The sequence below is a fragment of the Reticulibacter mediterranei genome (genome assembly GCF_016587455.1).
Map to the genome: position 1 here is coordinate 2009103 of NZ_BNJK01000002.1, position 21286 is coordinate 2030388.

Genomic DNA, 21286 nt, shown 5'->3' on the forward strand with positions numbered 1-21286 from the left:
TAATTCAGCGAAATTATGGTGAAGGTTCACTTAACAACTCAGTGATTTGTATTATAGCATAGGATGGTTCTCCCTGGTTGTTTCTGATGGGCGAGAAAGGATTGGTTAATACAGATGGGTCAGGTCAGTGATGGCATGAAAGCATTCTTTGCAGAATTTGAGCGAGCGAATAACGCCTTTGCGCCAGAGTTTCTCGCTCCCCTGGTCAACGATCCTATTGTGGGGGCCGATCCCAGCGGGGCAATGCAGGTAGTGAAGAAAGAAGACTATCTGGCGGGAACTGCCAGCAGTCGGGAATACCTGAAATCCCTCGGCTTTCAATTCGTTAAATTGGTTCCACTTGAAGAGATTCCACTTAATCCTCTCTATACGATGGTCAAAGTTCATGGGACGATGCGCCTTGAAAAAATCCTGGGCCAGCCAATTGATCTGATCCATGACACGACCTATATTCTGTTCATCGGAGATGGCTTACCCAGGGTGGTCTTTACCCTGACGCACGAAGATCCGCTGAAAATGGCGCAAGATCAAGGACTTTTCCGGGCAAATTCATAAATCTGTAGATGTTCTTCTACAAAACATGTTCTAAGCAAAAATAAGATTCCAGGAGTTCTACTTGGAGCAATAACTGATAAGTGGGGGCAATATATGGCAAGATCTTTTGATTCAGATAAAATACCTTCAATTATAAATGAAGCGGAGACGACGATGGTGTTTCATCAGGACGACTCTACTAGCGCGACGAAACCGGCTGCGAAAGGGATGTTACACCTCTTTCGTGTGCGCAATTTTGTGCTGCTTTTTAGCGGTCAGACGATCTCGATCATTGGCGATGCGCTCTACGCAGTGGCGTTGCCCTGGCTGATCCTGACAAACGGAGGCAACGCCCAGGAATTGGGTATTGTGCTGGCAGCTTATGGTATTCCTCGCGCAGCAAGTATGCTCGTGGGTGGTTGGCTTTCAGATCACTTGCGTCCACGACAGGTCATGCTGATAGCCGATGCTGTGAGATTATTGCTGATGGCTGTGCTGGCGGCTCTGGCTCTGGAGGGACACCCCACTCTCTGGCAGCTCTGTGCGATTGCTGTACCGCTGGGAGCCTTTAGCGGCGCGTTCACGCCAGCCTCCATGTCGATTGTGCCAGATACGCTGGACAGCGAAGATCTGCAAGCTGGCAACGGGTTGATGATGGCCTCGATGCAGGGGGCGAGTCTGGTTGGTTCGGCGGTTGCAGGCGTGGTCGTGGCGGCGTTCAGCGCGGGTATGGCGCTTGCCATTGATGCGGCAACCTTCCTTGTATCGGCCTTTTCGCTTGTGTTGATGCGCACAACCCCACGAGTCACCGCCAGCACACAGGATGCTGCACCAAGCGAAGAGGAGAAGCCAGCGGCGAGCTTCCAGGAGCAGATCGGCTTCTGGCAGTATCTCGGCTCCTCACGGCTGATTCAGACAAACTTGCTGTTCTTCGTCGTGTCGAGCCTCATTGCTGGTGGGTTGATCGAGGTGGCTTTGCCCGCGCTGGTTCACGGTCCCATGCACGGAGGCGCGAGCAACTATGGAGCAATTCTGGCCTCCTGGGGAGCGGGTGCGCTTGGTGGGTCTATCTTCGCCGGGACGCTGGGCAAACGCAAGCACAAAGGGATGCTTGTTCTCCTGGGTGGATTGATTGTGTCGGTCATGATAGCACTGCTCCCCATTGGAGGCGTCTATGGAGCAATGGCTTGCATGCTGATTGGTGGTATCGCCAATAGCGGCATCACCGTTCTGCTCTTTACCGCGATCCAACTGAGCATCCCGAGCCATCTCATGGGACGCATAATGGGCCTGCTGATGTTCAGCTCACTTGGCATGTATCCTCTTTCGGTGGCGCTTGCTGGCATTCTCTCGAACCAGTTCGGTCCCGCGCTGCTCTTCCCGGTTGGCGGACTTGTGTTGGGACTGGCGATTCTATTCTGCATGACCCAGAAAGCGATGAGAGATATATAACCCCATAATCGCTCGACTTAGAACTGCCACCTCCATCTCGCTCATGAGTCTTGACAAGAGCAAACCTTCCAGGTATACTTCTTTCTAGATAGTTAACCAACTATCTAGAAAGACGACAGATAGGCAAGACACAATGGCAATACGGCAGACCGACAAACGCGACCGCTTGATTCAAACAGCGGTGACATTGGTGTATCAGCAAGGATTTCATCAGACCACCCTTGCTGATATTGCCCAACACGCACAGGTACCTCTAGGTACAGTGTACTACTTTTTTAAGACGAAGGAGGCCCTTGGCGAAGCTGTGGTCGAATACCGCCTCGATGAGTCCAGGGAGCAGTGCCAGCAGTCGGAGTGCGATCCTGATCCCAGAGTCCGTCTTCAGTCCATCATTCAGATGATGCTTGATAACGATCAAACTCTGGCTCAGAACGGTTGCCCGATTGGAACGCTTTGTTCAGAGTTGCATAAGCAGGGTGGACCGTTAGCACAGCATTCGAGCAAGATCTTTGAGGAGTTGCTCGCATGGCTTACAACGCAGTTCCAACTTATGGGGAAGCAGGACGAGTCGGAAGATCTGGCCCTGCATCTGCTTTCAGCCATAGAGGGGGCTGTATTACTCTCACAGAGTTTCCAGGCCCCTGAATACTTTGAGCGTGAAGCTGGTCGGCTCAAGGAGTGGATTCGCACTCTCTGAACCGGCCGACTGCTGGTTCATGCATCTTTTCCTCAAGTAAGGAGTCTTTTCTCAGTATCCATCTGAGGTCGCCTTGCTTTTGAGGAGTGTTGCCATGTTTGCCGGAAGTCAATACTACCGGACAAGATGTTACAAGATTCCGAAGGGAAAGTCAGTATGTCACTCACTTACAGTATCCAGTTGCCCCAGGGTTGTGTCCAGGAATTCAAAGGAACTCCCGATCCTATTGAGGCATATGAAACCATGACCGCTGTAGCGCAAACCGCCGAGGAGTACGGTTATACGACTGTATGGGCGGTCGATCATTTCCAGACCCTACCAGAGCCATCGCAAGAAATCTTCTTTGAGTGCTTTACCACAACAGCGGCCATCGCACGTGATACCAAACGTATCCGTGTCGGCCAAATGGTGGCGTGCAACAGCTACCGCAATCCTGCTTTGCTAGCAAAAATGGCTTCAACCATCGATGTGCTCTCACATGGACGCCTCACCCTTGGGCTAGGTGCCGGCTACTACGAGCCCGATTATCGCACGTATGGCTATGAGTTCCCGGAGGGAAAGGTCCGTATTCGGCAACTCCGTGAAGCGGCCCAGATCATCCGGGCAATGTGGACCGAGTCGGCACCTACTTTTGAGGGTACCTATTACCAGATCCATGATGCCATCAATCAACCCAAGGGCGTGCAGCGCCCCCATATCCCCCTGCTGATCGCCGGATTTGGTGAGCAACTCATGCTCAAGATTGTCGCGGAGTCAGCCGATATCTATAACACGATCGGCGATCCTGCTACGCTCAAGCGTAAGTTTGCCGTGCTCAAGCAACATTGTGAAACAATTGGACGCGATTACGAGAGCATCCAGCGAACAGCAAATGTTCCCCTGGCTATCGGAGACACTGACGAGAAGGCCAGAGAACTATACCGTTCCAAAGTGACGCCATTTTTCCCCGGAGGAGACGACTTTCTCTTTGCCAACGGGTTCATCGGCTCTATCGATACCATCCGTCAGCGTATTGCTGCTCTTGAGGAAGTAGGTGTCCAAGAAATAGTCCTCTGGGCCGTTGATGCGACGCAGTTAGAGAGCATCCGGCGGTTCGCCAGAGAGTTTATTCTCTCAAGTTAACACCTCTGAGCGCTCATGACAACCTGTATTAATGACGATACAACGTCCTAACGTACACCTCCACAAGGAAGTCGTTCTATCATCGAGACAGCGGCCATCTTGCCCCAGTGAAGAAATATAGCGTAAATTGTTGAAATTGCTAATAACGAAAGTCTAGCTGGTGGCGCTTGTATAGCGGCGGAGGCCAGAGCGCCACACCAGCTGGACGAGCACCAGGAAACCAGCGCTCAACAGTCCTCCCACAAGCATGTGCAGGGGGTTGATACCCTCTATGAATGCAGAGGCCGGGTAGGTCGCGAGAAAGGCCACCGGAAAGATATAGGTGAGCAAAAAGCGAACAGGCTGTCGATAGATGGAGATCGGATAGCGCCCAAATTCCCAGATCGTCCGATAGAAGACATCAAGCTCCACAGATGCAGCCCAGAAGACCACACTGGCCAGCAATACGCGTGCCGCCCAACTGATAATGAAGCCAACCGCTAGCAGGAAGAGCCAGCCTATCACTCCCCAGAAGAATGGAGATATGTGAAGCGTCAAGAAGGCTGCACCAATAACGCCGATACCCACACCAATTTGTATGAGTTCGATGGGGGCATAGGTGCCTGTGTTGACCATCAGAATGCTAGGAACTGGCAAGAGAAGCAGAGCGTCCAGCTTGCCGCTCCTGACCTGATTGGAGAACCACTGAAAATTCGGGTCAACAAACGTCGCGAGCAGCCCTCGGAGGATCTGAAATGTGCCAAACAGGAGCAGGATGTGGCCAAAGCTCCATCCTGCCAGGGTCGCCGTTTGCGTATAGACAAGTCTCAGAGCCGCAAGTTCTGCAAAGGTTGTCAGCAACGTTACGATCAATTGGAAAACAAGATTGGTGCGAAATGCCAGTTCTCTTTTGACGGAGAGCGCAAACAGCATCCCTGCCATACGAACAAATTTCATGCTATCCTCCTACCGCTGTATAGCGTTGCAGCCCCAGCCGCCAGAAGAATGCAGCTGCGATGGCCATTACCATGATCCAGAAGAGTTGCCATTGATATCCCTGTACGATCTGAGCCTGATCGAGACTTCGGCTCATGATCTCAGCAGGAAACCCAAGCATATTTCTAAAGGGGAGAGCAATAGCCCAGGGCCGCAGTTGTTCCGGAAAGAGGACGACTGGAGCGGCGGTCCCACCAAGCAGAAAGAGCATCTGTTCGCCGATTCCCACAATCCCATGAGCGCGGGTCGTCCAGAACGCGGAGAGAGCCAGCGTATAGGTAAAAAGGAAACGGAGCGTTGCAGCCAGCACAAGTGCGGGGAGAGCGGGCACGATCATCTTGAGATCGAAGCTACTTCCAAAGCTCCAGTTGACTATGATGATGAAGGGGAGACCGATAAGCAGATGCCAGAGCCGCAAAGCGAGATTCGTGCCTAGCGGTCCAATCACGACGGGCGCAGGTTTGAGGAGATCATGGCTAAGATTCCCTTCATAGATCACATTTGAAAGGGTATGATGTTCATACGACACGGTGAGTAGTTGTATGACGAAGAGAGCGATATAATAGGTTGAGATTGTGCCACTATTGGGCAATGCAACCGACCAGACGGTGAGACCGATAAGGGGCGTGACGATCTGGCTCAGCACCATTGTCAGAAGGAAAACGCGCCAGGCAATCCATTCCAGAAATTGTCGCCAGATGAAAAGCATTAACAAAGCGAGCAAGCGCATTATCTTTTCCCCCTCTGAAGCTGAAGCGGGAGCCCTTCTCGATAGACTTGATCAATCACGTGTTCCAGCGGCGGATCTTCGATGGTCAGGTCTGCAACGGAGACATCTGTTAATAGACGCGCGATGATAGCCGGAACCTGTTCACGGCGAATGCGCAGGCTGGCGCGCTTTGCTTCCGTTTCGACCACATCACCATAGTTGTTCCAGAGAGGATCGCTTGCTTCATGTGTAGTCACTTTCAGCAGCTTATAAGGGGAAAGGGCTGCTGAGAGCGCTTCCAGACTACCATCATACGCTAGCTTGCCGTGATCGATGAGCAGGACGCGTTTGCAGAGTGCTTCAACATCGATCATGTAATGGCTGGTGAGCAAGATCGTTGCTCCCGTCTGTTGATTGTAACGCGCGATAAAGCCTCGCATCATGTTAACCGCCGTCACATCCAGCCCCAATGTTGGCTCATCGAGAAACAGGAGGCGTGGTCGGTAGAGTAGCGAGAGGGCCAGTCCACAGCGCAGGCGCTCTCCCAGACTGAGCGTGCGGATCTGACGCTGAAGTAGCGGTTCCAGATCCAACATCTCGGTCAGTTCAGCCAGATTCTTGAGAAAATCCGCTTCCGAAACCTCGTAGAGCAGTTGTTGAAAGCGCAATGAATCCAGCACGGTGAGTTCGGTTGGCCCTCCGATGGGCTGGCTCCCACGAATGAGCGCAATCTGTTTCAAAAAGGCTGGCTCTCTCCTCCAGGGCTGGCGACCTAGAATTTCAATGGTGCCTCCGGTTGGATGAAGAATGCCAGTGAGGAGCTTCAAGGTAGTTGTTTTTCCGGCACCGTTGGGGCCGATGAAGCCAACGATAGCTCCCTCTTCCAGGGTAAACGAGAGTTGTTGTATTGCTTGAATCTCCCGATATGTGCGTCGGAAGAGCGAGCCAAACGCAGCTTTGAGTCCTTCGGTGCGTACAGGGGTCTTGTACGTCATGCAGAGCGTATCAACGGTAATGATTGGCAATGGACAATCCTTTCTGCTGCTTTGAGAGAAAACGCTGCTCATAAATTCTGTCCTTTTCTCTCTTGTTGCCATATAAACACACCATATAACATAGATGCAAGATTGGAGGGTTCGCGACCGAATAGAGTGATGAAGCTTTTAGAGGGAGGCTGATAGGCTGCATGGAGGTGAGGATAGAGAGAAATTGGTGGTAAAACTCTCCATCCGTACTTGGGGCTTTGAATGGAGGCTTGTGGTTGTGAGTATAAGAGCATAGAGAGGTAGGAAGATGGCAGATCATCAACAAGATAGAGACAGCGGCCATCTTACCCCAGTAAGGATAACCACAGATGCGAAGTACGCTCTCGACAGAACTAGAGAGCGTACTTCGCATCTTGCTAGATGGAAGCCTTAGTGCCCTATCAGACTACTTCGTTGATATATGCGCATTGTATACAAAGATTCATCGGGAGCAGACGAACAAATGCAGAGCAATATCGTTTTTACGCTGGAACCAGAATTCCCCGGCCTCGCAGCTTGCCGCTATCGAGGTCGTGAATGGCATCGTTGGCTGCATCCAATGGGTACATTGCGGTATGCAACGTGACCTTCCCCTGGGCTGTCAGAGTCATCAATTCCTCCAGGTCGTTATAGTTCCCGACCAGATTTCCAATGAAGTTGATCTCGGAGGAGATGATATCGATGGTCGGAACATTCAACTTGCCACCATAGCCAATGATATAGTGTGAGCCAGCGCGACGTAACATACTGACGGCATCGTGTTCAGCCCCCGCTTCACCTACAAAGTCGATCACGGCTTCCGCGCCCTGTCCGTCTGTTAACTCCTTCACCTTCGCGACATGTTTCCCATCGGCAAGTATTGTATGATCTGGCCCCCATTGTTTCGTCAGATCAAGGGCAGCTTGCGAACGATCTATCACGATGATCTCGGCGGGCGTGAGTGCTTTAAGGCACTGAATGCCAATGTGACCCAGACCACCAGCCCCAATAACAACAGCCTTTGTGCCTGGATAGAGAAGCGATGCCGCTTTTTTGACGGCATGGTAAGCGGTCAGGCCGGCATCCGCGAGGGCGGCAATGTCTTTCGGTTCCAGGCTGGGATTAAGCTTCACAACGGACCGGGCGCTGGTCTTGAGGAAGTTTGCCATGCCGCCATCAACAGAAATACCGGGGAAGGCCGAGTTGATACAATGCATATCATCACCAGCTCGGCAGGCATGACACAGCCCGCAGGTGATGAGAGGATGAACGATAACGGTGTCGCCAACCGCGACATTACTCACTGCCGAACCCATCTCGTGTACCCATCCTGCGTTCTCATGCCCCAGGGTATAGGGCAGCGTCACACCAGATTTCTCTACCCATTGTCCCTCGATGATATGCAGATCGGTGCGACATAAGCCGGCCCCGCCAATTTTGACAATGACATCGTGGGGACCGGTTATACGCGGCTCTGCGACCTCTTCAACTCTGGGTTGTTCTTGATAGTGATGTAAGCGAACTGCTTTCATATATAATCCTCCAGGTTTAAATCTTCTGGCCCGGTAAAACGTGATCCGGGTAAGCCCCACTCGCGGAAAAAATCTCCAGTCGTACGGCACAACGTGACATTGACATCGCTCCCAATACGAATCAAGGCCTGACTGCGCTCTCTGGCTCGCCTGACGCTGCTACTGTTCACACGGACACCTGTGCCTGAAGCAATGAGCGGCGCGGTGAGCGCAGCAGTGGCAGCAGGAGGGTTGGCAGCAAGCAATGCGCAGCGCGTGGCATATGTCAGGAAAGTGATGCGTTCGCGCGGCTTCCCCCGACGCGGGGTATAGCGTACTGCCAGAGGATCGGCCTCCATATCCTGAATAAGCTGACCCTCTGCGTCAAGCGAGCCGACGTCTCCTTTGCTGAGCCGGAGCAACTCGGCAACATGCAGGCCGCTGCCGATCAATGCTAACAGGATCAGATGATCGCAGCTTTGCGGGTTGCGAGAGGAGAGTGTTGAAGATGTGGCACGGCCTGAGAGCGGTCGCCAGGTCACATGTACGCCGTTCAAACGAAACCAGATTTTCGCGCCCATCGCCAACGCTGAGACCTGATCGGCTGTCTGGTCCGCAAAAGCTGAGGCGAAGGAGAGAAGGGACTGCTCTGCGACAGGAGGATCAGCCCTGGCTCGCTCAAGGAGCAGCTCTAGATCGGCATAGCCCGTCGTCGCGCGAAAACGGTCCAGGCTCGCGACGGAGGTACGCACCCATGACGGCTCACGGCAGCGCTTAGCAAGGATATCAGCCATACGGCGCACTGATGGGAAGGCAAGTAATGCGCTTTCCCGTCGTCCCGCAAGAATCTGCGTTGCCTTCATCGCCGGCCTCGCTCATTGATGAGTTCCTGGAGTTTCTCGCGCAAAAAATGGTCACGCAGTACCACCTCGCATGAAGTCACGCCAGGTATAGCCTCAACCCGTCGTCGAATCTCCTGACCAATACTTGTGGCAAATTTGGATGGGCAAAGTGGGCTAGTCAGATGGAAATGGACGATAACCCGGCTCTCCTGAATGAGTACCTCATCAAGGAGTCCCAACTCGCTCAGAGAACGGCGAATTTCGGGATCGCGGGTTGCTCCTGCTGCCGCTCGAATGGTTTCTATGTTAAGCGTCATCGCGACACCGTCCCCGTCACTCCAGTATCCGTTGCTCCGGCCTGCTTTGCATATTCGCGTTTGCGCTGGGCAAGCTCGTCGTATTCCAGAGACTTCAGCTTCTCGGCAGGATCGATCCCATACAGGCGAGCGATATTGCCGCCAATGATTTTTTGCTTGATCTCATCGGTAAGATCGACACCGTACTCGGCTTTGAGATCGTCCGGCATCTGGAACGCCATAAAGTCGTCAAGCTGCCAGTGAGGATACCAGATAGGAAAGTCGGTGCCGTAGATAATGCGGTCCGGCCCCAGCCAGAAGAGCAGGTTTGCCATCACTTCAGCAAAGAAGCGCGGGCGATTGTGAACGAAGGCGAGCGCGACCGCCAGCGAGCCATACACATTGGGGCAGCGAGCGGCAATCCAGCAGAAATCATCGAGGCGAGGCAGCCCGACGTGATCGATAATGAAGTTCAATTCGGGATAGAGCCAGGCCGGTTCGTCGATGTCGCGCACGTCGAATTTGGAGAGGGAGAGCGGCTCGACTGCTGGCCCTTTATGGAAGTGCATATTTTTCACGCCCAGTTCGAGGCATTTCTCATAGAGCGGAAAAACGGCGGGATCGTTCGCACTCCAGCCACGAGACTGGCCGCGCCACTCGGCTGTATACCACTTAAAGCCCCTCACGCCGCAATCTTTCACCTGGCGTTCCACTTCGGCGACGGCATCTGGCATGCGAGGATCAACACCACCAAGAGAAATAATACGCTCGGGAACACGGTCACGCAGGGTCGCGTTTTTATCGGCGGAACAAAACCCCTTGTGATAGAAATCCATCAGGACTTGTGTTGAGAGAATCGCCATGTCCGCGTCCCCCTTCACAAAGACCTCTTCGAGATACCAATCGGGATCAACCTTGCGAAATTGCGTTTCATAGTCCATTGTCCAGCGCGCGTCAGGGGGGTTGAAACCTGTGTGGAAAGCATAGAAGGTTTCGATAAAGGCTTCGCCGAAGCGATTCTTACAATTTTCTTTACTCGCATCCCAGAAGCCGGTGTGAGCATCGAAGACAAAAGATCCGTTCTTCATTGATCAATCCTTTCATGTGCTATAACAGCCCTATCGTCGGTGATGATTGAATTGATCGCACTCAGGAGTTTGCCTCTACAATAGCCTCATTGCTACAGATAATGTGCCGAATCGAATAAGATTGGCCAGATATAATAATAACATTCTTGTGTATTGGGTGCTATCTCAGTAGTAACGTCTTGCTGAAAATTTACTCAGATATTGGTAATCTTGGCAGGGAATATGGTTTAAAAGCCAGTTTCGAGTTCAAGCTGACGCTGGCGATGTCTTCGCACCCTTACATTGTTCCCGCAGATTGTTGTCCTACACCAGTGGCGGCGATGATTCTTCGTTGTATCCACAAACAGCCATCCACAGCGCATGTTGGCGCATTGACGCACAAGATGCTGCTCGTCGGAGGTAAGCAATGTCGCCGCTGAGCGCGCAAGGGGGCCGAGCATCTGGTCGAGGGCATCATCCTCTTTCCCCCATTCCCATACAAAGCCATCTGTGGTGAGCATGACGCTGGCTCCAGTTGTCCCTTTCCTTAACTCCCTGTTAAGCGCCTCTATATCAATTCCAGCAGGCTGCGTGCCCGCGATGAGCGCAGTAAAAATGTGATACATGGCTTCTCTGAGTACACGAGCTCGCGTGAGCACTGTAGCTGCCTCTCCCTCGTCGCGTTCGGCTACATATAGCAGCGTCTTCGCCTGGCTCTCAGTGACCAGCGCGGCCTCCTGACTCCAGCGTACCAGATCGGAATACCCCGTGAGATTCTCTTGAGAGCGCCCCTCACGAGTCCCGCTGACCGTGTTGGCAAAATCAAGGCAGACCTTCCCACCAATAAATTCAAAGCCAGGAAGTTTTGAGGTGATTGCGTTCATCTTCCGTCCTCTTTCCGATGTAACACTCTAAACAGGTCTTGACGTATTACGTTTGTTGATTCTACAATGTAACAGTCTAAGAATATTATAAACTGTTACATCGAATTGTCAAGCTAGCCTTCCAAGAGAGCAGGGCTTTCCAATTCTCCCATCTAGCGGGAGTGCAGAGGGCGGCAGCCCTCTGCCGGGGTGCGGGGTGTCCCCGCAAAAACCTTTTTTCTTCTCTTTTGCGCGCCGTCGCAGGCGGCGCGCGAAGGAGGGAAGGAAACTGGGGACACCCCAGACCCCGGCAGGGAGACCCTGCACCCCTTTGAGCGGAGAACTGGAAAGCCCTGCCAAGAGAGGAGATCATTACCCGATGAGACACATTTCGACAGAACTCAAGTATGCGCGTCCGGCAGCCCACATCTTCTATGGTTGGGCCGTTGTCGCGAGCGCGTTCGTCGTGTCGCTGTTAGGCTTCGGCGTCGCGTACACCTTCTCCTCCTTCTTCCCGCCGCTACAGCAGACCTTCGCAGCAACGCGTGGAGGTATCTCCTTCGTCTTCGCGCTCAGCGGGTTCCTCTACTTCAGTCTTGGTGCTGTGAGTGGGCCACTGGCCGATCGTTTCGGTCCGCGCTGGGTGACCTTCGCGGGCATGCTGTGCGTTGGGGTGGGCATGCTGCTCACGAGTCAGGCTCAGGCGCTGTGGCAGGTGTACGTGACCTACGGCATAGGCATCGGCGTGGGGATGGGCTTCTCATATACTCCATCGCTTGCCGCCGTTCAGCGCTGGTTTGTGCGCCGCCGTGGGTTCGCCTCGGGCATGGCGGTAGCGGGCATAGGCATCGGGACGCTCCTGTTTCCTCCGCTGGCGACATGGCTTATCGGCGTGGTGGGTTGGCGTGCCACCTACGGCATTCTCGGGATCGTGACCATACTGATTGGTCCGGCGGCAGCACTGTTGCTTGTGCATTCTCCGCAGCGCCGCGGCTTGCTCCCCGATGGCGATCAAGAGCCAGAGGTTTCCATGCCCGGATCTGCTGAGGCAAAGGCTCCCACCAATGCAGAAGACGGCCTCACACTTGGGCAGGCGTTGCACACCAACGCATTCTGGCTGCTCTATGCTGCGTCATTCGCTTCCTCGCTGGGATTGTTCATCCCCTTTGCTCATCTTCCGGCTTACGCGCATGATCATGGGTTCTCAGCAGGATTTGGGGCGCTGCTCATCAGTCTGATCGGGATTGGCAGCACAGGAGGTCGCTTTCTCCTGGGCCATGGAGCCGACCGTCTGGGCTTGCGCCTATCACTACAGGGGATGTTTCTCGGGATGACGGTAATGCTCCTGTGGTGGTTAGCCGCAATGAGCGCCTGGGCTCTGGTGATCTTCGCCCTGCTTTTCGGACTCTGCTATGGAGGCTTCGTGGCACTCTTACCCGCATTGACCGCTCTCTGCTTCGGTGGGCGTCGTATCAGTAGCATCATGGGTGTCATCTTTACAGGCGTTGGAGTTGGCACGCTGCTTGGACCTGGTCTGGCAGGGACGATGTATGATCTCAGCCACAGTTATACCGTGCCTATCCTGGTCAGCGCTGTTGCCAACTTGGTCGCGGTTCTCTGCATCTGGCGATTGAAAACTCCAACCCAGCAGAAGCCAGCAGCGTAAATCCCAACATGCTCACGGCGAGAAGTCCCCAAATCTCCTGATGAGTGAGCTATCCCAAATGGCTTGCTCACCAGAAGAAGGAGTGTCAAAGTGAGCAGTTTCATAATTACAAATAAGTCGTGTAGAACAGGAGAAAAAGGTCAAGCAGAGAGCCACTAAATAATTGACAAAAGCAACTAATTAGTAGATAATGTCAAGTAAATAGAAAAATGTTGTACTGGCTCTTATAGAGATATATGTGCAATCACGGATGCATCATCCTTGAAAAAGGAAAGGCAAGGATCATGGAACTTCTTCTGCTTCTGCTTGCGATCATTCTGTTGAATATCGCAGTTCGGCTTTGGGGGGTAGACAGCCGCGATGGTATCAACAGCAAAGAGTGGGAAATGCGGCAGCTTTGGCCAGGTTTTCATTGATGTTAATGTATAGTGATTTCGGTGAGGAGTTCGTATCGAAAAGGGGACTTCTTCAAGAAGACCCCTCAAGCAAACAAACGTTATTTCATCCAAGCTGTGTCAGACCTGGTATCCTGAGAAACGTCTCACGTGGGCATTTAGCTCACGATCTCAACCGCGCTGTCAGGCACCCAGGCCTGACGATGGTTGTAGTTGATCTCGTACCATTGTGAGACGGTCTTGTCTCCGGGCACACTATAAGCAGAGACAAAGATAGCTCCATCTGGCGCGTCGCCAATATGATAATCGGTCGTCGCCGTATTAGTTTTGGGGCTGCCTGAGATTGGGATCGGCTTGCCATCGGTGCTATGCAGCTTCACCGCTATTCCCTGACCCTCGCTTGCCAATCCCTCTGGAACCGCTAGCCAGGCCAGCCGAGCATGCATAAACTGATCCGATGGATTCTTGTGCGCATTGGACGACTCACCATACCAGATTTGATACATCATGATTCCGAAACCATGCTCGTCCGGTTTTTTATCGAGGTAGTAATAGCTGGTAGCGGCTTCAACAGTATTTGTTTCATCCGTTGTATCTGTGCTATTCGCTACCTGGGGAAGCAGATTGTCGGCATCTAGTTTTGGACTATTATACAAGTAGAAAAAGTTGCTTGTATCGAACGGGGCATTGGCAGGAAGGTGCAGGCTAAGGAGATGCTTGTTCGCTGGCGTCTGCGGATAGGCGACTCCCTGCTGATGTATCAGGTTCAGGTAATAATCCCACTGCCAGTACTGACCCGGATCAACATGATTGGGGATGCCAGAGAGTGTGGGAGCCTGCACAGTGCCGTGCGCAACGATATGATCGTGTTCAAGCGGAATATTGTATTTTTGAGCGAGGTATGCTGTCAATTTCGCCGATGCCTGATAGGTGGCGGATGTATACCAGACATTCCCCGATGTGGCGTACCCTTCGTGTTCAATGCCGATAGAGTGCTGGTTGTACCAGAGATTCGCGGCATGAAAGGCGACATCGTGATCGTGGATCACCTGATAGACGGTGCCGTCGCTGCCCACAATGTAATGTGAGGCTGCGGTGCTGTCGGGATTCAGGAACGCTGAAAGGGCGCGTGCCGCGTTGCCCTCGATATCATGGATGACAACCTGCGAGATATCAAAATCCTTTGGCCGTGTATCTGGGAAATAGTTACAGGGCGCATTAGTGCCGGGAACCTTGTCGCAATCGTGCTGAGCTGGATTGAGGATACAATTTACGGCCCCCGGATAATCTACCTGATTATTCTGGGTATCCTGTGTAGTACAACCGGCGGGCATCTTCGCCAGTGCTGGCAGCTCGCTATTCGTCAGCGATTGTGTATTGACGGGTTGGGCGGCAAGCTCAATCGTTTCTCCCGATGCCGTCTGGACCTTGAAGCCATTCTGGATCGCCTTGTAGACTGTTGTGACATAGAGATTGACCACATAGCTATACCTGGCCCCTTCGTAGAGTGCAACGGCTCCACGCCAGCCATTGAGCGAGGTTGGGAGCGTTTTCTTTGGCGAAAGTTGCAGCGCGTACTCTTTCAGAAGGACGGCCCCGGCGCGAATATTGGTCGCTGCATCTGTTTTGATTTTTAGGGGACTGATGCCCAGCGCTTTGGCGGCGCGCCCCATTGGATCGGGAGTTTTTTTACTGTTCACGACGTTCATGATGCCATACGCGCCCGGTCCTACCGTATTTCCCTGTAAGTTATGCATGTCAAAACGAGTCTCGCTATAGGCCACCGCTTTTAACAGGGCGAGCGGAACCTGGGATTCGTTGGCGGCCTGCTCGAAGGCTGTTTCGAGAGGGTTTGCCTGTTGTATTGCGTATTCTATGAGTCGAAAGAGACCGACACCGGCGACAGCGACGATCACGAGGAGAAGCGTTCCGTAGAAGAGCAGTCTTTTTTTGCGCATACCGAAAAAAGTTTCCCCCAATGAGATTATTTAAGGAAATTTCGTCATTGTTCAGCATATACAAGGGAATCTAAGGAATTGTATTGACTGTACATGAAGTTATGTATCTAAGTATACTGATGCTTATGGAAATTTAGCGCCTACGATGCGCTTTATGGACAGCTCTATCATAACACATCGGTGGGGGTGGTGTCTCCCCAAGCGGCAACTGTTGCAACAGATCGTAGTCCTTCTTGAGAAGGAAATAGATAGTGCCGATGATTCTACCGATGACCGCGCCGAGCGCCTTATTTTTGCCCTTACGCTTCTTTGTGCGCAGGTCCAACGGGCATTTTTTCAGCACCAGCTCCTGATAGAGCGATCGCCATTCAGTATCACCCCGGATCGCCGAGAGACCAGTCATATACATGGTCTGTTTCATGAGTCTGTTCCCGCCGCGACCCAGCTTCATGGTGTCGGTGCTGGTTCCTGTCTGATTCGACACGGGCGACCATCCAAAGTACGCCTTGAGCGCGGCACTGCTTCTGAAATTACTAATGATACCGATGCTGGCCAGGATCGATGCCGCACGAAGCGGACTGATCATGGGTATCGAGGTCAAAATAACACCTTCGCGGGTGCCTTCGACAAGGGCTTCGATTTTCTCATCGAGCACTTCCATGTGTTCTCTCAACAGCCGAAGTTCGGCGATGAGTTGCCCTTGTTCAAAGAGCAGTGCCTCAATGCGGGCCGGGTCTTTGATTCCGACGCTACAACTCGCCAGTTCTTGCAACTGCCCCAAAACCCTTGCGCTCGGCTGTACGCCAGGGCAAAAGGCTTTGAGATCTTTGACGCTGGCCGCCGCAATGTCGCCCGGCGTCGGGAAGTGCTCGCGGATACGCAAGGCGGAAGCGCCATTTGGATCTTTGATCGCCTGAGTAAATTCAGGAAACAATTCATCGCAGATGGCGATGAGCTGGTTCCTGCACCGTGTGCTGCGCTGCGCCAGTTCAAAGCGGCGCATGACCAATGGCCGCAGTGTTGTGGCTGTTGCGCTGGCACCGATAACTCGGTGCGCGATCTGCATCGAGTCAGTGGCCTGTGCCTTGAGTTCGAGTTGGTTATACAGCAAATTGGCAAGGTTCAATGCGTCTCGCTTATCGCTTTTGTTGCGCGATGGACGCTTTTGTACATGGATCTCGTAGACGGCAATACCAATATTCAGCAGATATTGTTGCAGAGGACGGTGGTAGTGTCCTGTCTGCTCCATGAGCACAACGCATTCGGAACGTGGAGCATAGCACTCCATCCTTGCAATAAGGTCATCGAAGCCTGCCTGCGTGTTTTTGACTTCAAACGTCGGGCAGGCATCATACCTGCCATTCTTGCGCAAGAGAAACGGGGAGATCAGGGCAACCATGTGCGTGTTCTTGCTTACATCAATACCAACGTAGAGGGGTTCGTTGTGAAGACGAGGAATCTGGGCGACTGCGACCATGATTGTGGCACCTTCCTTGCTGTAGTAGTGTTGGGGAAGGGATCGACCGTGCAAAGACGCCCGAACACAAGTGAAGGGTCTGCCCCCAGATGCTTATTAAGGCTTGTGCTATGCACGCCCTCAATCAGTATAGAGCGCTCTATCGCGCATATATTGAACAGAGGTCTATCGATCCACACGAAGGAAGAGCTACCTCCTTCACTATCTAGCGTAACCCATGTATCATCGATTTTCAATGCTTTTCTCGATTTATGAACATACTGTAATTATTGCCTTATTTCACGAAATTTCTTAGTCTGTCATTATTATCACAATAATTGAAGGGGTACCAACCACCATGATAACTATCGAAAAAGCTGAGGAGGCAAACCTTCAGCGACTCACAAAGCGAATGGGCGTATTCGTCGAGCCGATGCGTCTCCAGATCATCCGGTTGCTTCTTGAGCATGGGGAAAAGAATGTGAAACAGTTGACTGCATTGGTCAACAACGAGGTGGGGAAAGCCGCGCCATCGACGATCTCGCGACACCTTAAAGTCCTGCTGGATGCAGGATATCTCAACTGTACAGAGAGTGGGACATCACATTTCTACGCGATGAAGCAGACGGAGATTCAGCGGGCCATTGGAGACCTCCTCGCATACACCGGCCTACCCAGCTGATCAACAAAGTGGCTTCATCGCCTCCTGTCTTGCAAACTGAGATCTGCGATGAAGCCACTTTGGATATCAGTATACGCCGCAAGCGCTGCGGCTCGCTGATATCAATGTGTACCATGATGTACACCATCATGGTACACCACTTCTCAATATATTTCAAGTAGATTTGTCAGAACAGGAAGAATGTACCATGAGTGCAGAGACGATACTGTATACATCATGTACACCACATCGACCTCGAACGCGCTACCACATTGTTTTCGAGGATTTCGAGGAAATTGGCGTTGATATTTATAATGCGCATGCATTGAGGGCATTTGAGGTGGCTACTAATCAGCGCATACGTCAACTTCGTGAGCAGCACGGTATCCCAGAGACCCAGCTGCCGCATGAAGATGATCTCTGGATTCCGATGCCGTACCGGGCACTTGAGGCGCTCACACTCAAAGCAGTGACGAAATCAACATGCCAGCGCATCCTCGCTGAAGAATCCATCGAGGATATGCCACCATCGCTCATTGAGCTGGGTTTCATTCGCCGCCGGTTCGCTGCCCGCCGTACCAATGAGAGCCGTAGGCGACCGCTGACGACAATCTACAAGGATAGCGACGGCGAGTTTATTCTCGTCGATGAGAGCGGGAATTTCATCGATGAGGGTGGCCTGGAGCAGAGCGCGATGATGTATGGCTTTGGTCTGGTAGAGAGGCAGTATCTCTATGTAATAGAGACTGTCAATACGGCTATTGCCGCACTCGATGGCCTGGAGCCACCGCAGCCTATGCCGCGCTGCGATGATCCGATGATGCGACGATGCGCGCCGCCACGACGACAAAAAAGTAGCGTCGCGACTTCATCGGCAGCACGGGAGACGACAAATTCCAGTGGCATGCCAAGCAGCGACGCCAATAATCGACGTTTAGCTCGAAGGGGTACCAACCACATCTTTGCTATATCCGTCAATCCGCATGATAGCACGGATATTGAAGATGTGTCCAGAGCATTTACTCAAAATCCAATCAAAATGGAAAAACCCGGAAAGCCGCCTGTGAAGCTGCTATATCGCGACACGATAGACTTGGCCAGTTTGCGTACCGCTGGGTGGACACCAGAGGCGATCATTGGTCTCACCTCGTTCGTCCTCGATGTACCTGCGAAGCCTGACGAGGACGACGAGGAGGCGCTGCGCGCGTGGCTTCTCGACTGGTATGAGCCAGCATGTTGGCTCATCATTGCGACGAAGGACGAAGACCCGCGCCGGGCCTGGGTAGTGATTCATCGGCATATACGCGGCATGATCAGCGGTCCTACATGGTATGCCAGGCGTACAACGCCCGGTCCCATCACCTTGCGAAACGTCGTTGGTCCTGCTGATCCAACAAGGCCGCTGAGTGGCTATAACTGGCGCGTCGTTGAGGCGGAGCTTGACAGAGCTGCCTGGTATCCCAATGAGGTTATTGCCTACGATGGCCCGCCGCTGGTGGAATACGAGACTGGCTATGAAAGCGTTGAGCCGCCAGCGCTGGTCGTCGAGGCAGAGGCGACCGTGCTTCCCAATGGTCATGTCGAGGCGATCACTGAGGTCAGCGGCCAGGCGACGGAGAGCAGCGAAGAGCCACGCGAGCTGACGACTGACGAGGTGATCGCAGTACCGCCGCCAGTGCTACGGCGCAGGCCGGGGATGAGTGTTGGGGATGTCGAGGCGCTCTATGGCGCGATCCTTGACGCCTACCCAGGTCTCCTCATTGACTACAAGCCGGTCGCGCCCGGATGTTGGGTGATCAAAGTCGATCTCGATGAGTCGCGGTGTTTTGACCTGGATTGGCAGCGCTGGCAGAGAATGACACCAAAAACGCAGCAACTCATAGGGCAGGCTGCACTGTATGCGGCGGCGTTGGAAGGCGGTGGGTCATCGCCGCCACCGCAAGTAGAAAGTGAGGAAATCAATGATCAGCAAGGAGAGAATCGAGCAGATCATAACTCAGGAGCATTGCAGGCCGCAATGGGGCCGTCGTGAGGAGGGCGAGGACGTGGCACAACTCTTTCTGGTCCAGGGGGATCTTAGGATCTCGCTTGGCAAAGCTGAGACGATCACGACACTCAGCGAGGCAGGTCTGCGTCGCCTCATTGCGGCGAAGATCAAGATGCTGATCTATCAGCGCGACAGCATGGTCTATGAGATGGGCTATCGCGGCATTCATTAGACAAAGAAATCGCCTGATCGCTCACTGACCAGGCGGTGCGCCGACGTTGGAAGGCGGCGTAAGTACATCTATTGTAAACGTTGGAGAAAGTTATGACAAGCGTACAGAGTAGTTCTACGGAGAGTCAGAGTTTCTGGGTACAGTTCGCTGAGTTGGCGTGGCTTGACCGCGCTATCAGCTTTATATTTCGGCTCATTGCGATCCTGGCCGAGCCATTCCTGGCGTTCGGCCTCATCGCGAGCGCCGTTGACTATGGCAGCCACGGCCATCTCTTAGAGAGCAATGAAAATCTCATGATGGCCTGGATCACGACGCAAGCCCTTGCCCTCGAAGGCTCAGGCGGTGTGGCGCTCGCGATGTCATTCGAGAGCCAGGCGCAGAACGACCCCGTAAAAGCGTGGACGCAGCGATGCCTGGCGCTGATGCTCATGGCGGTCGGCGGCGTGATGTTCTTCTCTGAGATGTCGGCGACGGCTCCAGGCTTCAAGGCCGTGATGACCTCGCCTGGCTATGTGTATGTGATGGCTGGGCTGCGCACCCTGGTAAGCCTGTGGTACATAGCGGTGTGTCGTACAAAGACTCATCGCTATAGTGGCAGCGAACCTGCGCAAGCACCAGCTCCAGCACTGCAACTTTCCGATGAAGACGTTGCGCAAAAAGTTGAGAGCGAGGTAGACAAGGTGCGCACGAACATCCAGGGGCAACTCGACGAACTGCGCAATATCATCGATGGTCAGCTCAAAGAGATTCCTGCGCAAGTCTATGCGGCTGCGCAATCAATGACCTTTGAGGTCAACCCGGATTTGCTCAATGCGCAAGTTGCGCAAAGCGTTGAGCAGGCCATGCACACTCTCGATCTCTCTGCGCAGATCAGAGCCAGCGTTGAGCAGGCCATGCGCACTCATCGCGGCACTGCGCAACCAAAGACCACCGATGAATTAGCGCAATCCACTGCACAGAGCAAAGAGACCGTGAAGATTCCAGCAATCACCGAAAAAGGGGTGCGCATTCAGCACTACATCGCTGAGCAGCGTGGATTGGGGAAGGAGCCAACCCTCGACGACATAATGGCTGAGTGCAATTGCGCAAAAAATACGGCGGTGCAGTGGCGCAAAGCAATGGAGGTGCATAGATGAGCAATTATGTCCGCGCAAAGTGCGCAAAGGAGAGCTGTACCCGTCGTAGCGAATTGCGCAACAAAGTCGTAGCCACTACGCAGCTTGGGAAGTGCATTGTTTACCTCTGCAATCGATGCTTTGCAGAGTTTTGCGCAGAGGAAGCAAAGAGAGCAGAGGTAGCTCAATGAGCCGACGCGGTGATCAGATGGTCTTGCAGGCTGCCCTCGCCTACAGCGCTGCAAACAAAGCGAAGACGACAACGGAGAAAGGCACCGTGATTGTTCAGGAGCGCTACGACGCCATCGGGCATGCGCGGCTCCATGTATGGCATATCAGTGAGGGCGCAGTAGCGTGGACTGATTTTTCAAGCGCCGACCTGGACAAACTGAGTCTCTATGGCATCAAAGACCCCTATGGTGCCATATGGTTGTCGGTGGGAAGGCAAGTGGTAACGCAACCTATGTCGGAGCTGGAGCAGTGCAGTGATGCGCTGTCTCCGGCGCTGCTCCGGGTGCTTTGCGAGGTCGCAGGGGGATATAGCAATACCGAGATTGCGCAACACCTGGACTTGAGCCTTCACACCGTGAGACTTCACATCTACACGATCATGAAGAAGCTCGGCATTCATAATCGGGTGCATTTGGTGATCTATGCGCTCAAGGCTGGCCTGATCTCTCTCGATGAGGTCGAGATGCCAGAGCGCACCAAAGATCAGCAGGAACAACAATGAGTCACTACGAC

The 21286-nt window shown here is 53.1% G+C and carries 21 protein-coding genes; 11 read left to right on the forward strand and 10 right to left on the reverse strand.

Features of this window, described 5'->3' with window-relative positions:
• Positions 1-114: 114 nt before the first annotated feature.
• The 4 genes from K3T83_RS47350 to K3T83_RS47365 all read left to right on the forward strand — a co-directional run bounded on the left by K3T83_RS47350 (position 115) and on the right by K3T83_RS47365 (position 3805).
• Positions 115-555, forward strand: a complete 441-nt coding sequence (locus K3T83_RS47350; RefSeq protein WP_220210129.1) for a hypothetical protein — start codon at positions 115-117, stop codon at positions 553-555.
• A gap of 93 nt (positions 556-648) precedes the next feature.
• Positions 649-1986 carry an MFS transporter gene (locus K3T83_RS47355; RefSeq protein WP_220210130.1) on the forward strand — a complete coding sequence of 446 codons (1338 nt, stop codon included), beginning with the start codon at positions 649-651 and terminating at the stop codon, positions 1984-1986.
• A 133-nt stretch (positions 1987-2119) separates the two neighbouring features.
• Positions 2120-2683, forward strand: coding sequence for a TetR/AcrR family transcriptional regulator (locus K3T83_RS47360; protein WP_220210131.1), 564 nt, complete (start codon positions 2120-2122; stop codon positions 2681-2683).
• Between the two features lie 156 nt (positions 2684-2839).
• Positions 2840-3805 (forward strand): LLM class F420-dependent oxidoreductase, encoded by a 966-nt coding sequence (locus tag K3T83_RS47365; protein ID WP_220210132.1) that lies wholly within the window; start codon positions 2840-2842, stop codon positions 3803-3805.
• A 153-nt stretch (positions 3806-3958) separates the two neighbouring features.
• Here K3T83_RS47365 and K3T83_RS47370 read toward each other — a convergent pair whose 3' ends face one another.
• The 8 genes from K3T83_RS47370 to K3T83_RS47405 all read right to left on the reverse strand — a co-directional run bounded on the left by K3T83_RS47370 (position 3959) and on the right by K3T83_RS47405 (position 11093).
• The gene (locus K3T83_RS47370) at positions 3959-4741 is read right to left on the reverse strand and encodes an ABC transporter permease (protein WP_220210133.1); all 783 of its coding nucleotides are present in this window, start codon (positions 4739-4741) and stop codon (positions 3959-3961) included.
• Between the two features lies 1 nt (position 4742).
• Complete coding sequence (locus K3T83_RS47375) at positions 4743-5510, reverse strand: ABC transporter permease (RefSeq protein ID WP_236065228.1); 768 nt, start codon at positions 5508-5510, stop codon at positions 4743-4745.
• Positions 5510-6556 carry an ABC transporter ATP-binding protein gene (locus K3T83_RS47380; RefSeq protein WP_220210134.1) on the reverse strand — a complete coding sequence of 349 codons (1047 nt, stop codon included), beginning with the start codon at positions 6554-6556 and terminating at the stop codon, positions 5510-5512. The genes K3T83_RS47375 and K3T83_RS47380 overlap by 1 nt, the downstream gene beginning before the upstream one ends.
• 440 nt (positions 6557-6996) lie before the next feature.
• A complete protein-coding gene (locus tag K3T83_RS47385) occupies positions 6997-8025 on the reverse strand; it encodes an NAD(P)-dependent alcohol dehydrogenase (RefSeq protein ID WP_220210135.1) in 1029 nt (342 codons plus the stop codon).
• A complete protein-coding gene (locus K3T83_RS47390; protein WP_220210136.1) occupies positions 8022-8867 on the reverse strand; it encodes a hypothetical protein in 846 nt (281 codons plus the stop codon). The genes K3T83_RS47385 and K3T83_RS47390 overlap by 4 nt, the downstream gene beginning before the upstream one ends.
• Positions 8864-9163, reverse strand: coding sequence for an iron-sulfur cluster assembly protein (locus tag K3T83_RS47395; protein WP_220210137.1), 300 nt, complete (start codon positions 9161-9163; stop codon positions 8864-8866). The genes K3T83_RS47390 and K3T83_RS47395 overlap by 4 nt, the downstream gene beginning before the upstream one ends.
• Entirely contained in the window at positions 9160-10230 is a 1071-nt protein-coding gene (locus K3T83_RS47400; RefSeq protein WP_220210138.1) for an amidohydrolase family protein, read from the reverse strand. Before K3T83_RS47400 ends, K3T83_RS47395 begins: the two co-directional genes overlap by 4 nt.
• A gap of 227 nt (positions 10231-10457) precedes the next feature.
• Positions 10458-11093 carry a CGNR zinc finger domain-containing protein gene (locus K3T83_RS47405; protein ID WP_220210139.1) on the reverse strand — a complete coding sequence of 212 codons (636 nt, stop codon included), beginning with the start codon at positions 11091-11093 and terminating at the stop codon, positions 10458-10460.
• 358 nt (positions 11094-11451) lie between these two features.
• Between K3T83_RS47405 and K3T83_RS47410 the strand changes: the two genes are divergently transcribed.
• The gene (locus tag K3T83_RS47410) at positions 11452-12738 is read left to right on the forward strand and encodes an MCT family MFS transporter (RefSeq protein ID WP_220210140.1); all 1287 of its coding nucleotides are present in this window, start codon (positions 11452-11454) and stop codon (positions 12736-12738) included.
• Between the two features lie 284 nt (positions 12739-13022).
• A complete protein-coding gene (locus K3T83_RS57490) occupies positions 13023-13154 on the forward strand; it encodes a hypothetical protein (RefSeq protein ID WP_268963584.1) in 132 nt (43 codons plus the stop codon).
• A gap of 137 nt (positions 13155-13291) precedes the next feature.
• On the opposite strand, the gene K3T83_RS47415 is transcribed toward K3T83_RS57490, so the two are convergent.
• Together K3T83_RS47415 and K3T83_RS47420 are read right to left on the reverse strand one after the other, a co-directional pair.
• Positions 13292-15091 (reverse strand): N-acetylmuramoyl-L-alanine amidase, encoded by a 1800-nt coding sequence (locus K3T83_RS47415; RefSeq protein ID WP_220210141.1) that lies wholly within the window; start codon positions 15089-15091, stop codon positions 13292-13294.
• A gap of 133 nt (positions 15092-15224) precedes the next feature.
• Positions 15225-16568, reverse strand: coding sequence for an IS110 family RNA-guided transposase (locus K3T83_RS47420; protein ID WP_220210142.1), 1344 nt, complete (start codon positions 16566-16568; stop codon positions 15225-15227).
• 337 nt (positions 16569-16905) lie between these two features.
• On the opposite strand from K3T83_RS47420, the gene K3T83_RS47425 reads away from it, so the two are divergent.
• From K3T83_RS47425 to K3T83_RS47445, 5 genes are all read left to right on the forward strand, one after another.
• Positions 16906-17229: an ArsR/SmtB family transcription factor gene (locus K3T83_RS47425; RefSeq protein ID WP_220210143.1), complete on the forward strand. Its 324-nt coding sequence runs from the start codon at positions 16906-16908 to the stop codon at positions 17227-17229.
• Between the two features lie 187 nt (positions 17230-17416).
• Entirely contained in the window at positions 17417-19240 is a 1824-nt protein-coding gene (locus K3T83_RS47430) for a hypothetical protein (RefSeq protein WP_220210144.1), read from the forward strand.
• 13 nt (positions 19241-19253) lie between these two features.
• Complete coding sequence (locus K3T83_RS47435; protein ID WP_220210145.1) at positions 19254-19427, forward strand: hypothetical protein; 174 nt, start codon at positions 19254-19256, stop codon at positions 19425-19427.
• 92 nt (positions 19428-19519) lie between these two features.
• A complete protein-coding gene (locus K3T83_RS47440; RefSeq protein ID WP_220210146.1) occupies positions 19520-20563 on the forward strand; it encodes an apolipoprotein A1/A4/E family protein in 1044 nt (347 codons plus the stop codon).
• A gap of 166 nt (positions 20564-20729) precedes the next feature.
• Positions 20730-21275 (forward strand): response regulator transcription factor, encoded by a 546-nt coding sequence (locus K3T83_RS47445; protein WP_220210147.1) that lies wholly within the window; start codon positions 20730-20732, stop codon positions 21273-21275.
• Positions 21276-21286: the final 11 nt, after the last annotated feature.

What these genes read in the sequence shown, in the direction of transcription:
- K3T83_RS47350 (WP_220210129.1), top strand. Translation starts at nt 115, where the DNA reads ATGGGTCAGGTCAGTGATGGCATGAAAGCATTCTTTGCAGAATTTGAG.
- K3T83_RS47355 (WP_220210130.1), top strand. Translation starts at nt 649, where the DNA reads ATGGCAAGATCTTTTGATTCAGATAAAATACCTTCAATTATAAATGAA.
- K3T83_RS47360 (WP_220210131.1), top strand. Translation starts at nt 2,120, where the DNA reads ATGGCAATACGGCAGACCGACAAACGCGACCGCTTGATTCAAACAGCG.
- K3T83_RS47365 (WP_220210132.1), top strand. Translation starts at nt 2,840, where the DNA reads ATGTCACTCACTTACAGTATCCAGTTGCCCCAGGGTTGTGTCCAGGAA.
- K3T83_RS47370 (WP_220210133.1), bottom strand. Translation starts at nt 4,741, where the DNA reads ATGAAATTTGTTCGTATGGCAGGGATGCTGTTTGCGCTCTCCGTCAAA.
- K3T83_RS47375 (WP_236065228.1), bottom strand. Translation starts at nt 5,510, where the DNA reads ATGCGCTTGCTCGCTTTGTTAATGCTTTTCATCTGGCGACAATTTCTG.
- K3T83_RS47380 (WP_220210134.1), bottom strand. Translation starts at nt 6,556, where the DNA reads ATGAGCAGCGTTTTCTCTCAAAGCAGCAGAAAGGATTGTCCATTGCCA.
- K3T83_RS47385 (WP_220210135.1), bottom strand. Translation starts at nt 8,025, where the DNA reads ATGAAAGCAGTTCGCTTACATCACTATCAAGAACAACCCAGAGTTGAA.
- K3T83_RS47390 (WP_220210136.1), bottom strand. Translation starts at nt 8,867, where the DNA reads ATGAAGGCAACGCAGATTCTTGCGGGACGACGGGAAAGCGCATTACTT.
- K3T83_RS47395 (WP_220210137.1), bottom strand. Translation starts at nt 9,163, where the DNA reads ATGACGCTTAACATAGAAACCATTCGAGCGGCAGCAGGAGCAACCCGC.
- K3T83_RS47400 (WP_220210138.1), bottom strand. Translation starts at nt 10,230, where the DNA reads ATGAAGAACGGATCTTTTGTCTTCGATGCTCACACCGGCTTCTGGGAT.
- K3T83_RS47405 (WP_220210139.1), bottom strand. Translation starts at nt 11,093, where the DNA reads ATGAACGCAATCACCTCAAAACTTCCTGGCTTTGAATTTATTGGTGGG.
- K3T83_RS47410 (WP_220210140.1), top strand. Translation starts at nt 11,452, where the DNA reads ATGAGACACATTTCGACAGAACTCAAGTATGCGCGTCCGGCAGCCCAC.
- K3T83_RS57490 (WP_268963584.1), top strand. Translation starts at nt 13,023, where the DNA reads ATGGAACTTCTTCTGCTTCTGCTTGCGATCATTCTGTTGAATATCGCA.
- K3T83_RS47415 (WP_220210141.1), bottom strand. Translation starts at nt 15,091, where the DNA reads ATGCGCAAAAAAAGACTGCTCTTCTACGGAACGCTTCTCCTCGTGATC.
- K3T83_RS47420 (WP_220210142.1), bottom strand. Translation starts at nt 16,568, where the DNA reads ATGGTCGCAGTCGCCCAGATTCCTCGTCTTCACAACGAACCCCTCTAC.
- K3T83_RS47425 (WP_220210143.1), top strand. Translation starts at nt 16,906, where the DNA reads ATGATAACTATCGAAAAAGCTGAGGAGGCAAACCTTCAGCGACTCACA.
- K3T83_RS47430 (WP_220210144.1), top strand. Translation starts at nt 17,417, where the DNA reads ATGAGTGCAGAGACGATACTGTATACATCATGTACACCACATCGACCT.
- K3T83_RS47440 (WP_220210146.1), top strand. Translation starts at nt 19,520, where the DNA reads ATGACAAGCGTACAGAGTAGTTCTACGGAGAGTCAGAGTTTCTGGGTA.
- K3T83_RS47445 (WP_220210147.1), top strand. Translation starts at nt 20,730, where the DNA reads ATGAGCCGACGCGGTGATCAGATGGTCTTGCAGGCTGCCCTCGCCTAC.